11 protein-coding genes are annotated in these 14,836 nt (G+C 35.4%); 3 read left to right on the forward strand and 8 right to left on the reverse strand.

Annotated features, from left to right (window positions below; translation table 11 throughout):
* Nucleotides 1–94: 94 nt before the first annotated feature.
* The 6 genes from FN831_RS26390 to FN831_RS27840 form a co-directional block, all read right to left on the reverse strand.
* Nucleotides 95–1,324 (reverse strand): hypothetical protein, encoded by a 1,230-nt coding sequence (locus tag FN831_RS26390; RefSeq protein WP_142531214.1) that lies wholly within the window; start codon nucleotides 1,322–1,324, stop codon nucleotides 95–97.
* 40 nt (nucleotides 1,325–1,364) lie between these two features.
* On the reverse strand, nucleotides 1,365–2,660 hold the full coding sequence (locus tag FN831_RS26395) for an HlyD family secretion protein (RefSeq protein WP_142531215.1): 1,296 nt from the start codon (nucleotides 2,658–2,660) through the stop codon (nucleotides 1,365–1,367).
* Nucleotides 2,661–2,664: 4 nt separating this feature from the next.
* The gene (locus FN831_RS26400) at nucleotides 2,665–4,854 is read right to left on the reverse strand and encodes a peptidase domain-containing ABC transporter (RefSeq protein WP_142531216.1); all 2,190 of its coding nucleotides are present in this window, start codon (nucleotides 4,852–4,854) and stop codon (nucleotides 2,665–2,667) included.
* A gap of 17 nt (nucleotides 4,855–4,871) precedes the next feature.
* Nucleotides 4,872–5,888 carry a grasp-with-spasm system SPASM domain peptide maturase gene (gwsS, locus tag FN831_RS26405; RefSeq protein ID WP_142531217.1) on the reverse strand — a complete coding sequence of 339 codons (1,017 nt, stop codon included), beginning with the start codon at nucleotides 5,886–5,888 and terminating at the stop codon, nucleotides 4,872–4,874.
* A gap of 185 nt (nucleotides 5,889–6,073) precedes the next feature.
* Nucleotides 6,074–7,051 (reverse strand): grasp-with-spasm system ATP-grasp peptide maturase, encoded by a 978-nt coding sequence (gene gwsG / locus FN831_RS26410; RefSeq protein ID WP_142531218.1) that lies wholly within the window; start codon nucleotides 7,049–7,051, stop codon nucleotides 6,074–6,076.
* A 74-nt stretch (nucleotides 7,052–7,125) separates the two neighbouring features.
* Entirely contained in the window at nucleotides 7,126–7,287 is a 162-nt protein-coding gene (locus FN831_RS27840) for a hypothetical protein (RefSeq protein WP_185960616.1), read from the reverse strand.
* A 307-nt stretch (nucleotides 7,288–7,594) separates the two neighbouring features.
* Between FN831_RS27840 and FN831_RS26415 the strand changes: the two genes are divergently transcribed.
* The 3 genes from FN831_RS26415 to FN831_RS26425 all read left to right on the forward strand — a co-directional run bounded on the left by FN831_RS26415 (nucleotide 7,595) and on the right by FN831_RS26425 (nucleotide 10,970).
* Entirely contained in the window at nucleotides 7,595–8,800 is a 1,206-nt protein-coding gene (locus tag FN831_RS26415; protein ID WP_142531219.1) for a tetratricopeptide repeat protein, read from the forward strand.
* Nucleotides 8,801–9,190: 390 nt separating this feature from the next.
* Nucleotides 9,191–9,484: a TonB-dependent receptor gene (locus FN831_RS26420; protein WP_246101775.1), complete on the forward strand. Its 294-nt coding sequence runs from the start codon at nucleotides 9,191–9,193 to the stop codon at nucleotides 9,482–9,484.
* 280 nt (nucleotides 9,485–9,764) lie between these two features.
* Nucleotides 9,765–10,970, forward strand: a complete 1,206-nt coding sequence (locus tag FN831_RS26425; RefSeq protein ID WP_185960617.1) for an alpha/beta hydrolase-fold protein — start codon at nucleotides 9,765–9,767, stop codon at nucleotides 10,968–10,970.
* A gap of 219 nt (nucleotides 10,971–11,189) precedes the next feature.
* On the opposite strand, the gene FN831_RS26430 is transcribed toward FN831_RS26425, so the two are convergent.
* Both FN831_RS26430 and FN831_RS26435 read right to left on the reverse strand, forming a co-directional pair.
* A complete protein-coding gene (locus FN831_RS26430) occupies nucleotides 11,190–13,616 on the reverse strand; it encodes a hypothetical protein (RefSeq protein WP_142531221.1) in 2,427 nt (808 codons plus the stop codon).
* A 26-nt stretch (nucleotides 13,617–13,642) separates the two neighbouring features.
* Nucleotides 13,643–14,758 carry a TlpA disulfide reductase family protein gene (locus tag FN831_RS26435; RefSeq protein ID WP_185960618.1) on the reverse strand — a complete coding sequence of 372 codons (1,116 nt, stop codon included), beginning with the start codon at nucleotides 14,756–14,758 and terminating at the stop codon, nucleotides 13,643–13,645.
* Nucleotides 14,759–14,836: the final 78 nt, after the last annotated feature.

Genomic DNA, 14,836 nt, shown 5'->3' on the forward strand with positions numbered 1-14,836 from the left:
TTTAAGTTAAGTAATTGCCCGGATTTTTTCGACTTTTCAGCGGTCTGGTTTTTCGGGGGGAGGTCAACTGAAACGATCTATTTAAATCAAATATTTAATCTATTTTAAGTGGTTTTCTCCATTGGACGTGACCTGTGTCACTTACCGATTGTATCTGATATCTGCCATGAGCGATTGCTACCCCATAATTTCTTATCCCTTTCTTGACTATAAATTGATCGACCGGAATTCCATCAAGATCATCTTCCTCAAAAATTTGGATTAGATTTCCAACATCGCTGTTTTTGACTAATATCTGGCTGATTTTGATACCTGCTTTCTGTAACATATAGTCATTACGTCCCAATTTCATTCTGACTTTGGGCCACGCAACAGTTATATCATAGTCTCCTTTTCTAGCTTCAGCTGAGACAGTGGGTACATTTAGACTGTCTAATACTACTACTGGCGCTCCATTAAAATCACTGCCTGCAGAGCTCCCTATCCTTGAAGTGAATTCATCATCGTCTAACACACTTTGATTAATGGTTAAAGGGTCAATACCTGATATAACCTTAAAATATTCAGCCATATACATGCCTTTACTTGTAGTAGCTTGCTCCCAAATATGAGATACACCTGCATGAACAAGAATCTTTGCTTCGGGATCTTTTACTAAAATCTGGTATAGATTTCTTGCCTCAAGTAATTCTCTCATGTTTCTTCTGTGAGCGGGGAAGTTCGGATTATCTGGTGTAGTGTCCTCGCTTTCATATGAAACTAAATGGAATCCCAGTCGCTGTGCCTCTCTAATTAAGTTTCCCATATTCGGCTCGTTAGCATATACAGCTGCTTTATCTCTTTTAAGGATGATATTAGTTTCCGGTATCAGAGCTTCAAGTGCCAGATATCTGTATCCAACATCATAGAACTCTTGCAGTAAATTATACGTTAAAATTCGGTGTTTTGGAATGTAATGATTTTCATTAATCATCACTACTTTATGTTTCTTTGCCAATTCTATAATATAGGGTATAGCTGGCGTGAAGTTCAGTTTATGATTTCTAACGATTGAATCTTTTCCTTCGAATTTATACGGATAATCCTCGCCCACAAATGACGAAAATAAATTTATTGCCTGATCGTAGCTGTATGTCGATAAATTTCCCGGATTTGATCTATGTGCATCGTAATACAGTTTTCTCAACGCCTTGACAGTATCAATTGCCTTAAGATATTGATTCTGTTTTATATAGTTCAAGCCTAAATTGTAGACATTAACAGTTTGACAGAAAATTTTCCCACCAAAAAATATTAATAATGTTAATAGCGCTGTTTTTTTCATAATGTTTTTCAAATAATATTTAATCTTTTACAGACCCAAGCTATTCATATTGGGTAAGGTTTCTGGAAAAACTATTTACCAACCTACTTAGAATAGATGATTCTTCAGTAATAACATCAGCCTCTCCCAACATCCCATTTTTTAGAATAATCTTCCTATCCTGAGTTTTATTTTCATATCGATCCAGACTTATTTTGGCAATAAATACACTGTCTTTCACTGCAACATCCGAAATATCAGATACTCTTCCCCTGACTAACCCATATTGTTCATACGGATAACTTTGCATCTTTATTACAACCCTTTGACCAGCATGTATTTTTCCCATATTGTACTGCGGTACTTGGATTTCGCCAAAAAAATCTGTATTCCCTGGATTGATGATGAAAATAGCATCATTTGTATTCAAGTTCTGATTCTCTTGAATAATGCCCGCGAATGCAACTTTTCCGGCGATAGGTGCTATTAATATATACTTAAGTGTCCATGCGTCGATTTCTGTTATCAATGCATTTAAGGATTGTAAAAATTTAGCTTTTTCTTGAATAATGATATTATCAAGATCTAGGATTTCTTTTTGTTTAGCGTAATAGGAGCTAGTGTTATTGATCAATGCTGCATCAGATTGGTGAAGAGGATATTTACTCGAAAAATACTTGTTTTGTTCATTTTTAAATTCCCCTCTTGAGATAACACCTTTCTCCATGAGTTTTGAATAAGCTTTGTATTGTTCATCGGCATTCAATATCTCTTTTTCCTGAAGAGATCTTTGTTGATTGATATTTTTTTTAAGTTTTTCTATTTCTTTAAGATCATTGATTAGAAATTGCTTTTGCCTAACATAATGGCCACCTTGTGTTGTGCTAATGAATTCTAAGTATGATTGGTAAAATAATTGATAAGACGACTGGATTTCACCCAGATTCAAATTGTTGCCGGGAAGCTTCATTGAGACTTTATCACCTGAGTTTAATGCTAATCTCAAAGATTTTAAACTGTGAAGTAAAGATAAAATATCCTGGTGATTGGCAGTGCTTTCTAGATACGCAAGTGCCTGATTTATTGCAACGGTTTGATTGTTAGCAACCAAAATACGAACAAGCTTTGCATTTTGCCTTGATAATACTGATTTTGGCGAATTCAAGGAGTTCACTTTAAGAGAGGTCCGTATAATATCCGGGTATTGAATATTAGCTGCCATTATCACCATAATCGAAAGCACAGCAACCACTACAGTTGTACCGATACGCAAAATCTTTTTTGGAACTGCAGTTATGATGGTAGAAATATCATCACTATGTAGTTGTTCATCTTCTATAAATAGTTGTTCTGGCATATACTTACAACGCTACGTCTAATTGATTTTTGACTAACTCAAAATAATCCCCACGTTCTTCCAGAAGACTGTAATGATTGCCATTCTCGACAATCATTCCGTATTTCAGCACGATAATATGATCAGCATTTTTTATGGTGCTCAACCGATGCGCTACAATCACTACGGTTCTCGCTTTGAAAAACTCTTCCAGGTTTTGCATAATTGTACGTTCATTATTAGCATCCAAAGAATTGGTAGCTTCGTCAAAAAAAATATAATCCGGATCTTTATAAACCGCTCTAGCAATCAGCAATCTTTGTTTTTGTCCCTGGCTCAAGCCATTTCCTTCTGCTCCAACCTTTGTGTGTATTCCCAATGGCAATCCGTCAATTAAATCGCCAATGTTAGCAATTGAAATCGCCTTTTCAAGCTTTTCTTCGTCTGGATATTCGTCGCCTACTGCTATATTGTTTACAATGGAATCGGAAAATATAAATCCCTCTTGCATGACTATACCACACCTACTCCGCCAGTACTTAGGACTAATTTGCTCTAATTTAGTAGCCCCAACTCTTATCTCGCCACCTTCAGGAACGTAGAATCGCAATAACATTTTCAAAATGGTTGTTTTCCCACTTCCACTTAATCCTACAATAGCCGTTGTTTTTCCCTCTGGAATATTAAAATTTATGTTTCTTAATACTGGGTTGTTTTCGGATCCAGGATAAGTAAAGCTCAAATTGTTTATTTCAATGGTTTTATTATCTGGCAAAATTGTTCTAAATGTTTTACTAATAGGTTCCTCATCCTTGATAGCGTGAACTTCAATCATACGTTCAAGGCTCATTTTCGCATCTTGCATATGCTGAATAAAATTCAAAAGTTGCTCTATTGGACTGTTTAATTGTCCAATGATATATTGAATAGCTACCATGCCCCCTAGAGTCAAATCACCTTCGATGACAGTTTTTGCAACTATAAATGTGATAACAATATTTTTGCCTTCGTTTATAAAAAATGCTCCAGCTTGTTGAACTTGTCCAATAGCAAGGCTTTTGAGATTGAAATCAAAAATGCTTGCTTGAATACCTTCCCACTTCCAACGTTTTTGTTTTTCACAGTTATTGAGTTTTATTTCCTGCATTCCTTCCACTAATTCGATGAGATTGGCCTGTTCTCTTGAATTCATTTCAAATCTTTTATAATCCAAGTCTCTACGCTTTTTGAGGAACCAGACTACCCACACTGTGTATAGAATGGTACTAATCAAAAAAATCACAAAGATCAATGAATTATAATAACCGAGGAGTATAGAAAATACAATTAGGTTAAATAATGAAAATATTGTATTTAAGGTCGAACTGGTCAGAAAATCTTCAATTCTCTTTTGATCCTTTATTCTTTGCATGATATCTCCAGTCATTTTCGTATCGAAAAAACTCATGGGAAGCTTCATTAGCTTAATTAGGAAGTCAGTTAAAATAGATATACTTATCCTCGTACTGATATGTAATAATATCCACGACCTTATGAATTCTACACTCATCCTACCTAGCAAGAGTGCAGTTTGTGCTATAAGAATTACATAAACGAAATTGAGATTTCTCGAATTTATTCCTATATCAACTACAGACTGGGTGAGAAAAGGTATGATCAATTGAATCACGCTGCCTACCAACAAACCTAATAACAATTGCCAGAAAAGTTTTTTATATCTTGCAGTGTATTCCAAAAGTAATGAAGTTAGACTCAGTTCATTGACTTTATCCTCTTCCACCTCAAAGAACAGCGGCGAAGGAGATAATAGCATTACAATTCCTTCATTGTAACTTTGTTTTTCATGTCCAGACCAGTGCATGAGAAATTCTGCTTTACTATAGACTATTGACCCTCGAGCGGGATCTGCAATATAGTGCTTGTTGCCTTTTATTCTATGCAAGATTACAAAATGGTTTTGATCCCAATGAATGATACATGGCAAATCAATCTGTAGTAAAGTAGCATATTTGATTTTGGAAGCACGAGTTCTAAGTCCTATCTTTTCTGCTGCTTCACTTATTCCAAGTAATGATACCCCGTCCCTATTTATGCTAGTTAATGCTCTTAACTTCTGTAAGCTTATATTTTTACCATAAAATTTCGCGACCATACGTAGACATGTTGGCCCGCAGTCCATTCGGTCGAGTTGTTTATATATGGGAAATTTTTTCACGTTAATTTATTTGAGATTCAGGACCAAACCATAGTATACGGGTCATATTTGCACTTGAGAGGTTTACTATATCGATTATGCGGATCTTGCGTGAAAGCTCTGCAATCTGTACACAGATAACGAAATTCACAATCACTGCATATATCAATTTTATCTTTATTAATATTCCACACGTCTTGAAAATGAGATTGCTGGCTTACTTCCATAAGACTCATGGTTGCAATATTACCATAGCCTATTTGCATAGCAGGACAATTTTTTATTTCACCGAACTTATCTATTGAAATTTTTCTGTTGAGACAAGAGTTAAACGTTTGTGATTCTGTAAAAAAATATTTATTAGCTCTAAAATATTCTGGACTTACAAACCCACAATGTGTCTCATCCTTAATATGCTGGTTGATATATTCAATTTCATTTATACTATCAGGGAACTGATATTTATATTGAAAGGGAGAGTTATGAACCGTGATTTTGATTACTCTAGGGAACTTTTTTATTAGTTTGCGATATTGTTCCTTAGATATCTCCTCGTTAAAGCAAAGAATCAACTCAAGACTGCGAATTCTTCCGCTGCCTTTTGAAATACCGTTAAGAGTCTGAAGAAGAAATTCGAGACCAACGCGACTGTAAAAGCGAATCTGCACAACTGCGCACCCTAAATGTTCTAGTTGGGAGATTGCATCTACAATATTGTACCTGGAGCCGCTGTCATAATCAATTATAGCATTTGTTATATGATGCGGAGTCTTCCAATCTAAGGATAAGAGTGGGAAAGATTCCGGATTCATCGTGTAAAATGCGTATTCATTCTCAATTAAGTAATCAAAGTATTTACTAATCTCATCAGCATCTTCTACACTGTATGAAGAAAAAATTTGACCAATAGTAATTGATCTGCTTGTTAGTAGTAAATCTGAAATGTTCAGCGGCAGAAAAATGAATGTTCCTCGTTGGATATCTACCAATGTGGATCTTCGATTACCTTTTACAATTAAACAGCAGGCAAATAGATTGATGTAGCTATTTGCCATAATTGATATTCATTGAGACAGGCTTAGCGAAATTAATTATTAAACTGGCATCGTTTTCATAATAATGGCTCTGATAGCTCACTGGGATTTTTGCTAAGCGTTTTGACTCTGTCTGATCTGCGGAAATTACATTTAGGGGTAGAAACTTTATTAAACGCTTTTGTACAAAATTCAAAATTGACATATTAATTTAATTTGTTGATGAGAGATTTCGCAATTTTCTCTTCCAGAAAGTAGTTGCAAGGATTTGACAGCATATCGTATTGGCCTTTGGGATTAACTTCTAAAAAGACCATACGGCCACATTTCGTTTTTATCATATCGATAGAGCCCGTATTCAAACCAACATCCCTCATAAAACACTTAAGATTTTCTATTACAGTTGTAGGAAGGGCATATGGCACATACCTGTTTGGTTTGTCAAAGTTATAATTCCTATAGTCGATCTTTGTTTGGTTATCTAATTGAGAAAAGATCGCCATCGCATAGCAGTCCCCATCTAAAAAAAAGATCCTTAATTCTATGTCTTTATCCAAATATTCTTGAATCAAAGAAGGTAGAAATTTTTTAGTCTTGAGAGCTTTAAAGAAAATCTGAGTCAGTAATTTTGGTGATATACTGTATTTTGCATCTCCCGCATTAAAAATCTCAGATTCTGCAAGTGGTTTAATGATTGACTTCCCATTCAATTTTTTTACAAATTCGGCAGCACAGTTTTTATCATTTGTAATTAAAGACTTTGGAATATCCAAACCCGCTTTTGAGGCCAAAATCAGTTGTTTCGTTTTATCCAATGCTTCAACCGACTCAATATCACATAACCACGTGACGTTCTTAAATGAAATTTTTAAAGATTGTACAAATGCTGCATATTCAAAAGAAAGAAAACTTGATAATTGATCTTTCAAAATACTCTTTGACTTCAACATTAAATATGAACTTCGAAATACTCCAGACTTTCTAAACCAAATTACCGTGAAATCTTTAGAGCTTTTGTTGTTGATCGTAAACTCGTCTTGGGTCGAGTCAATCTTATAGGAAATAGTTTGGTCCACCAATAAATCATTAATATTTATTCTCTGGTATTTCGCTTTATAGTGAGTTAACCAATCTATCGTTTGATCGGTAGAATGATCTCCATGAGTTGTTAAAATAAGAATCATAAGCGGAGAAGGTTAGACTTGAAAACCATAATTAAACTGGCTAATATGGAATCCATATTAGCCAGTTTAATTAATTAGTCCGTATCGCCAACTACAGTGATCTCACCAGTGGTACGATCTTTATTTACTGTAGGGTATTCTTGAGCAATTTTAGTTCCACCTAAAACGTTTTTCATTTCTTCGTGGTTCATTGGGCTGAGGGCTTCAGCATTGAATTTTTCAATTTGATTTTTCATGATCGTGGTCTTTAAAGGTTAATAACAATTATAGCTGAGATCTTTAGATTAGGAAAAAAAATAGCTGAAACTCCAGTGCACTAAAGTGACATTATTTTAATTTTAAAATAGATCTCATTGGCAATATAGATACAAATAATTAAAAGAGGAAATTATAATGTAACATTTATGATGTTAAAAATTCTTATCACCTCACAAATGTTTATTAAATAAGAAACAGATTTGCTAATTATAGCCTCAAACTCTATATTAGTTGCATTATTGACAGAATTACCCTGTTATTTTTAATCTTTCATAACAATTTTTTATGCAAAAAAACAATTCAAATATCCTACATATGATACTTATTTACAAAAGAATTGTACTTGTATTTCTCTTAGCGATCTCACTATTTCCTCTTATGTCTTGCGCCCAGGATTCAACAAAGATGGATGGGGAAAAATTAATTGATCTATACCAATCTCAAAGATTTGCAGAAGCAACAGATTATCTTCGATCTATTTACACGGACAGTACAGTAGTTGAGAAGGAAATCCTACAACTGGCATATTCAAATATGATGGCTGGTAATCTGACCGCTGCTGAAACATTCTATTCTAAAATTAACAGTCTGCAACCACAAAATATATTTGTTTTATTCAACCTGGCAAATATCTGTCATCGCCGGGGAAATGACGCACAGGCCAAAATATACTATATCAAAATTTCTAAAATAGATAGTACAAATTTTAATGTTTATAAGCAGCTAGCTTCAATAATCTTGTCGCCAACAAGTATTGAAAAAATCCAGTATCTCAAAAAGGCAAACTCGATTCAACCAAGGAATGCAGATGTTGCATTCGATTTATCTTATAGTTTAAACTTAATTAATAAAAATGATTCTGCTTACCAAGTTATCGACGAAGCTTTAAAAGCTGACACATCTAATATAATTTTGTTAAAAGCAAAAATGCCAATTTGTATTGCTTTGTCAAAAATTGATGAATCAATAGAAACTGGCAATCTACTGCTAAGTATGGGGGACAGCTCCAGCTATGTACTAAACAATATCGGCAAAGCTTACTACTTGAAGAAAGATTTTCAGAAAGCTGTTGATATATTCGAAAACCTTAAGAAGTTGCAACAGCAAAATGAAGTTACATTGTATTATTCATCCTTATGTTATAAAGAATTAAAACATTATGACAACGCCGCTAAAAATATGCTACTTGCCATTGAGGCTGGAATTTCTCCTTACACTTCAAAATACTACAAAACCTTAGGGGAAATCTATGAGAGCGATTCAATGATTGAACAGGCAAAAAAGTCTTATATTAAAAGCCTTGAATTTAAAAACGATGGAGGTGTCTATTACAATTTAGCACTCTTAAATGATTTCAAAAGCATCAAAAAACAATTAGCTCTGAAATACTACAGGCTTTATTTAAAGACGAATCCAGATCAATTCAAACACAAGGAAGTGATTACCTATGTAAAGTCAAGAATTGCATTGATTGAACGGGGGCAAAGGTAAAAAAGCAGTTGGGCTGGACAAAACACACCAGAAGGGACACATGATTGTATGCCATTTTTGTTTTCAGGTCCTGCAGATGTTTCTTGTAGTCCATCAACGCTGTTCAGCAATGTTAACCGGCAATGTTGAAGAGTTGAAATGCGTTTTTCTTAAGACTTGTTCTACGGGAGTACTGGTGGCTTTTCTGACAATTATAACAGTTTTATTGCGCGACTGATCTCTGGGTTTGGAAAATATAGAGAGTGTAAAATAAATTGTGTCAGATAGTTATTTAATAACTTAGAGACACAGTTTATAATATGAAAAAAGATGAGCAGCTCGAATATGAGCAAATGAAGCAAAAAGCCATAGAGCAATTGCGTTCGCATCAATACACCTCCAATTACCTCAATGCTTGCTGCTCAGTATACTTATGATTTAACGGGAAGTAAGCAGAAATTAGCCCTTTTTGCAAGAGGCGAGTACCGCTACCTGGACAAATATTATTTTGACTTTGTAAATGGCCTTAGTCAGCCATCTTATAGTTTATTTAATGCTAAAGCTGGTGTAACCAGTAAGAGCTTCGAATTGAATTTCTGGGCACGAAATATAGCTGATAAAAAATATATTGCTTACGGCTCATTTGGATCCTTTCTTTTAGGAAGCCCAAGAATGTATGGAACTACCCTGATCGCTAGATTTTAGAGCGACCAGGGAATGCTCTAGCTTTTCTTGAAGTTTATATTTTATGTGAGATTATTAACTCTCATATAGATGATACGAGAGATCGTTTCTTATTATTCCACGTTATTTGATAAGGCTATAATCACTAAATGCTTAAAAGATATAAATGCAAATAGCGATCAGATTTATGATCCTATTTAGATTTAATGTAGTAACAAAAGCAATTGTTCAAAGTCTTATTTATATAGGCAACTCATCTTTCAACTAATGTCATTCACTTACATTTAAACCAATGCATGAAATGAACAAATCAGGATTTTATCTTTTTTTATTTTTAATTTATAGTTCTTTTTCGGTTAATGCGCAATCTTTTGACACGTTAAGTATTAACTCTAAAGTTTTCAATGCAGTCAGAAAAATAAAGGTGGCATTACCAGTCGGTTATAATGATTACCCTAATTTAGAGAAGAAGTATATTGTTGCCTATTTGTTCGATGCTCAATCTGATGGATTTTTTAATTTTTATAAGACAACAGCAAACTATCTTGCGGAACAGGGATATATGCAGCAATTAATATTGGTAGGTATTTCATCTGACAATAGGCAATATGAATTCACACCGAAGGCTCAAACTAAGGAGGGACTTAAATCGTTTCTGAAGAGCGGTGGCGCGGATCAACTAGCGATGCATATGAAAAATGAGGTGTTACCTGTAATTGAAAGCAAATATCGTTCTATATCTTACAATATAGGAGTTGGCCACTCACTAGGCGCAACGTTTGTTAGTTACAGCTTGCTTAAGCACCCTGAATTATTTAATGCTGTCATAGCCATCAGTCCGAATTTCCAATATGATAATGAACAGATTGTTCATAAGTTAGACAGTTGCAATGACAAAGATATATTTAATCACAAATTTCTTTACTTAGCACATGGAAATAGGGATTATACTGAAGAAAAATTTAAATCTGCAACTACTAAGTTTGACAGCTTGCTTAACAAAAGAAACTTTCACGGATTAAGGTGGAAATTTAAAAATCTTGACAATAATAACCATGGAACAACAGCTATGGAGGGAATATTTAAAGGGTTGTACGAATTAAATAGCCAACTTACTTTGTCCCAAAGCCAAATAGAATTATTCTATAAATCTAAATCTTTTATTGAAAGTGTAAAAGACTATTACGAGTCTGCTTCTACCTGGAGTAGCTTAAAACTGCCATTTGTGGATGATCTTAATACGATGGGATATAATTGCTACTATTCCGGCAAAAATAAAGAAGCGATTCAAATATTTGAATGGGCACTTTCTATCTATCCAAGCAATCTTAATCTTTATGACAGTATGGGCGAAGTGCAGGAAAACACAGGAAATAAAGGTCTAGCATTGACTTACTACACTAAGGGAATAAATCTTCTAAAGGAGCAGAAAGCATATTTGGCACCCAAAATATATAATGAACAATTATCCTATTTTGAAAGTAAATTAAAATCAATTAAAAATTAGCTACATGTAAATAATTCACGGTTGGTCTTAAAGCCATTCGGCCTTAAGAAGTAGCTGACTTGCAACTAGGCCTGATAGCTGTTTGATAATTCTCATTTTTACCTCCATTTTTGGTATTTAGGAACCTAATATGTCACTATTCCACCGTTTAGTGGAATATTCACTTTCCATTATAGAGATTGATTTCTTGGCGTAAGGGAATTTATGAGGCAGCTTCATTTACTTAACAATAAAGGTGCTTGTCGCAAAAAACACATCATCACCACTAACGCCCTGGATTACGAGCCGGAAGTTGCCTGTCAGGTCACCTGCTTTAAATACAAGCTCAGCTTCTCCTGCTTTGTTAGTTTCTAATCTCGATTGCCAATACAGGGTTGATTGATAAAGATTACCTTCAAATTCCAAATTTCTAGTATATTCCTGACCGCTATATATACCTTCAACGGCTGAGCCCAAAGCATTTTCTTCAGTGGTACAACCATGATAATACACGGCATCTACTTTAAACATGTTACGTTCGACGTCCAGGTCTGTTCTTATTAAATATTGTTTACCAACGACGGGCTTAAACTTACGCATGGCATATGGGTAATTTAAATAGTTAAATTCGTCGACATAATCACCACAGGCATTAGTCCCAGGTTCACCTTTAAAGCCACTAACAGAATTATTGCGTCGGTTACCTCTAATTTCGACCGTCTGCAAGCCGATGCTATTGGTTAATCCCTTTAAACTCTGGTCAGCAACGTTTGAGTGTTTTGCCAGGGCGCCGGAAATGTCTGTGTTGGATCGTTGTGCTATTGTGTTGCTAATAATTGCATAAGGGTCTTTTATCTCGGTTTTATAACCACTCTTTTCTCCAACTACTTTTAAAATGATCTTTTGTTCCGGTTTTTTGAGCAGCTGTTCGGGTGTCACAATGAATTTGCCATCGTTTTGAGTAGTTATCATTGAAGAGTTTATTCCTCCAAAGACCGCAAGCGTAACCGCCGATTTTAAAGGCCTGTTATTTCTTGTTACAATCCCTGTAATAATTGGAATGTTATTGGTTGAAAGTGTATCCTGAGGATAACCATTTAAAATATGCTGTAAAGTGTATTTTCGCCAGCTTCTAATGAGCAATATGTCCTCGATATATTCCTGATTTCGAAAGTTGTTCCCCAATGGATCTTTAGGTAAGAGTCCCAGACCCTTGCTCAGATAATGATAACTTTCTATGTCTTCAAAACTGCTATTGAGCCGATTTTCCTGTACAGCAGCTGCAGAAAAGAAGCCTACTAGCGGTTTACCATTTTTATCAGCCAGTTTTATTTTAATTTTTATCGAATCTCGGGTTTTATAGATTGATTTCTCCATTACAGTCGTCAATTTCAATTGCTCATCATAGTGTGCGAAAAATAATCTTTCGGCCAAAGGCTTACCATTGTTGTCTATGATGGCAATTGAGGTAAGACCCTTTGGCAGCATATTCAAGGGTAATTTCAAAATTCTTTTTGGAACATACGCCTGGGTGTGGAACATTACATATTCGCCATGATCATTATGCAGTAGTAGGTTCACTGGTATGCTTTCCTTTGCAAACAAGGTGGCTTGAAGCGTGTCCTTAACAACTGCCTGCTCAAGATGCAGTGTTACGGAGCTGTTAGCAAACCTGGGCACGCTAAAAACGGTATCCTTGCTGAGATTGGTTCCCTTCACAATTTTTAGTGCATAATCACTTTTACCATCGCGCCTAAGCTTGAAGTTCCCGACGCCATAAGCATTTGTTTTTAGCGTATCGATGGGTTGCTTGTCTTTCAAAAGGATCCCCGTCATGGCAAGAGTCAAACCTTTATCCGTTTTAGCTTCCCAGGCTATTGTGGAAGTTAAGTTTGCCGGAAAACTCCCGCCTTCAGGGAAGAATTTCACCTTGATCCGATTTTGTTCGATTTCAGGCAGGGCAATACTCAGGTGTTGTAACTGTTTATTGTAACGTATCGCTACCAATAACCGAGGATTTTGGCCCCTCGTGTCTTTTTCAGGAATTGTAATCGTCAGTGTATCTTTCTTCAACAAAATCGAATCTGCAAAATTATTGTTTACGGAATAACTGACAGTGGGCCACAATTTGGGTTTAGCTGTTATGCCTTTCAAGACAATTCTTGCCCTGACAGCGCCATTGGTAACAACGGTATCAAGCAGCTGTACATTGCTGCTAAAGCTCTGCTCCGTAATACTTTTTACAACTACAGGGGTAGAATACATCACCACTGGTGAGCCATGTTCGTCCAATACATTTGTGTACGCCACCAATTGGTAATCGCCCGGTGGAATGGTATCTGGTAATGAGATGCTTCCAGCGCTCAGGCCATCAACTATTTTTAACTTGTGCTGAATGGCTATTTTGCGTGATTCGTTACTGAATAATAATACATTCAGAAGTGTATGACTCTTGAATTCAGTCGGATAACCTAACAAATAAGCACTAAACCATATACTTTCATTATTTGTGTATATGCCTTTATCGATATGTAAAAATAAAGATGTGGATGGGTTGGCCTTAGTATATTGCCTGAACTTTTGTTCGAGGAGTGCATTGTTTAATGATTGTGCCTGAATCTTGATAATACTGCATAGAAAGAGCATAATAACAATTCCTTTTGACATAATGGGGTTTTGCTTTAGTTTGCAGGTTAATTGACTTTGAGTAGTTCCTCCAATTTTGTTTTCAATTCATCCCCCTTCAAATTCACAGCAATAATTTTACCTGTTGGATCAATTAGAACGTTAGCGGGAATGAATCGAATGCCATATATCTTCGCAACGGCATTATCCCAGCCTTTCAAATCGGAAATCTGAGGCCAGCTCAATTTATCTGTCTCGATTGCTTTTAACCATGCCGTTCTTTGGCCGGGGAAATCTAAGGAAACTCCAACTATTTGAAATCCTTTACCCTTGTATTTTCCATAGGCCTTAACCAAATTAGGGTTTTCAGCTCTACAAGGCCCACACCAACTAGCCCAGAAATCAAGTAATACAAATTGATTTCTGAAGTCTGAAAGCCGAACAGGAGAACCCCCTGCATTTTTAAGTTCAAAGTTTGGAGCAGGTTTCCCAACATTAATCACTTGATGAGAGGCTAAAATGGTCGGAATGCCGCTTCCCAATGGACTTTTTTTAAGGTATGAAGAAAGCTTATCATAAACCGTTTTAACCTGTTTAACTTTTCCAGGTTGCGAAGCAACATAAGACAAAACAAGTACGCTCAAATAAGAGTCTGGATGGATGTTAGCAAAATCTAGATAAATATCGTAGGACTCATTTAAGATGTCTTCCTCGCGCTTGCGAAGTTGAGCCAACGTTAAGCTGTCCTTTTTGCTTGTTTCGGGCAATTCATTAAATGCTTTATTTAACAAAGCAAATTTTACATCATTGGCTTTGAACATTGACCGTAGTTCTACGTTTTGCTTATTGCCCAGAGAACCTGTGATGACAATGTTCTTTAATGAATCTGTTGCTAACATGTCCATAGGGCTATTTTCCAAGTAAAATTTAAAGGAATCTGTGACTTCACTTTTAGAAGGCCTGGCTACATATGGATTTTTATTCAAGAAAAGAGACGCGTATACGGGAAAATCAATGCTGCCTTTAAAACTAAAACGGCCTTCTTGAATAATTGTTGAATCTGTTATCTGTTTGTCGCCTGAATCGTAAATTAAATAAATCAGTTTTCCGCTTCCTAAACCACTAATATCTCCTACAATCTTGAAACTATCCTGAGATTTAGAAAGAAATGGAATTACTAACATAAGCAGTATAAAGGAGAGTGTTTTCATCATCATCAATTAGAGCCAATTACCATAAATTTAACACTATTATTGCTATAA

This window comes from Pedobacter westerhofensis, from assembly GCF_900182595.1.
GTDB classification, from domain to species: domain Bacteria; phylum Bacteroidota; class Bacteroidia; order Sphingobacteriales; family Sphingobacteriaceae; genus Pedobacter; species Pedobacter westerhofensis.

What these genes read in the sequence shown, in the direction of transcription:
- FN831_RS26435 (WP_185960618.1), bottom strand. Translation starts at nt 14,758, where the DNA reads ATGTTAGTAATTCCATTTCTTTCTAAATCTCAGGATAGTTTCAAGATT.
- gwsS (WP_142531217.1), bottom strand. Translation starts at nt 5,888, where the DNA reads ATGGCAAATAGCTACATCAATCTATTTGCCTGCTGTTTAATTGTAAAA.
- FN831_RS26430 (WP_142531221.1), bottom strand. Translation starts at nt 13,616, where the DNA reads ATGTCAAAAGGAATTGTTATTATGCTCTTTCTATGCAGTATTATCAAG.
- FN831_RS26395 (WP_142531215.1), bottom strand. Translation starts at nt 2,660, where the DNA reads ATGCCAGAACAACTATTTATAGAAGATGAACAACTACATAGTGATGAT.
- gwsG (WP_142531218.1), bottom strand. Translation starts at nt 7,051, where the DNA reads ATGATTCTTATTTTAACAACTCATGGAGATCATTCTACCGATCAAACG.
- FN831_RS26390 (WP_142531214.1), bottom strand. Translation starts at nt 1,324, where the DNA reads ATGAAAAAAACAGCGCTATTAACATTATTAATATTTTTTGGTGGGAAA.
- FN831_RS26420 (WP_246101775.1), top strand. Translation starts at nt 9,191, where the DNA reads ATGCTTGCTGCTCAGTATACTTATGATTTAACGGGAAGTAAGCAGAAA.
- FN831_RS26425 (WP_185960617.1), top strand. Translation starts at nt 9,765, where the DNA reads ATGAACAAATCAGGATTTTATCTTTTTTTATTTTTAATTTATAGTTCT.
- FN831_RS27840 (WP_185960616.1), bottom strand. Translation starts at nt 7,287, where the DNA reads ATGAAAAATCAAATTGAAAAATTCAATGCTGAAGCCCTCAGCCCAATG.
- FN831_RS26415 (WP_142531219.1), top strand. Translation starts at nt 7,595, where the DNA reads ATGCAAAAAAACAATTCAAATATCCTACATATGATACTTATTTACAAA.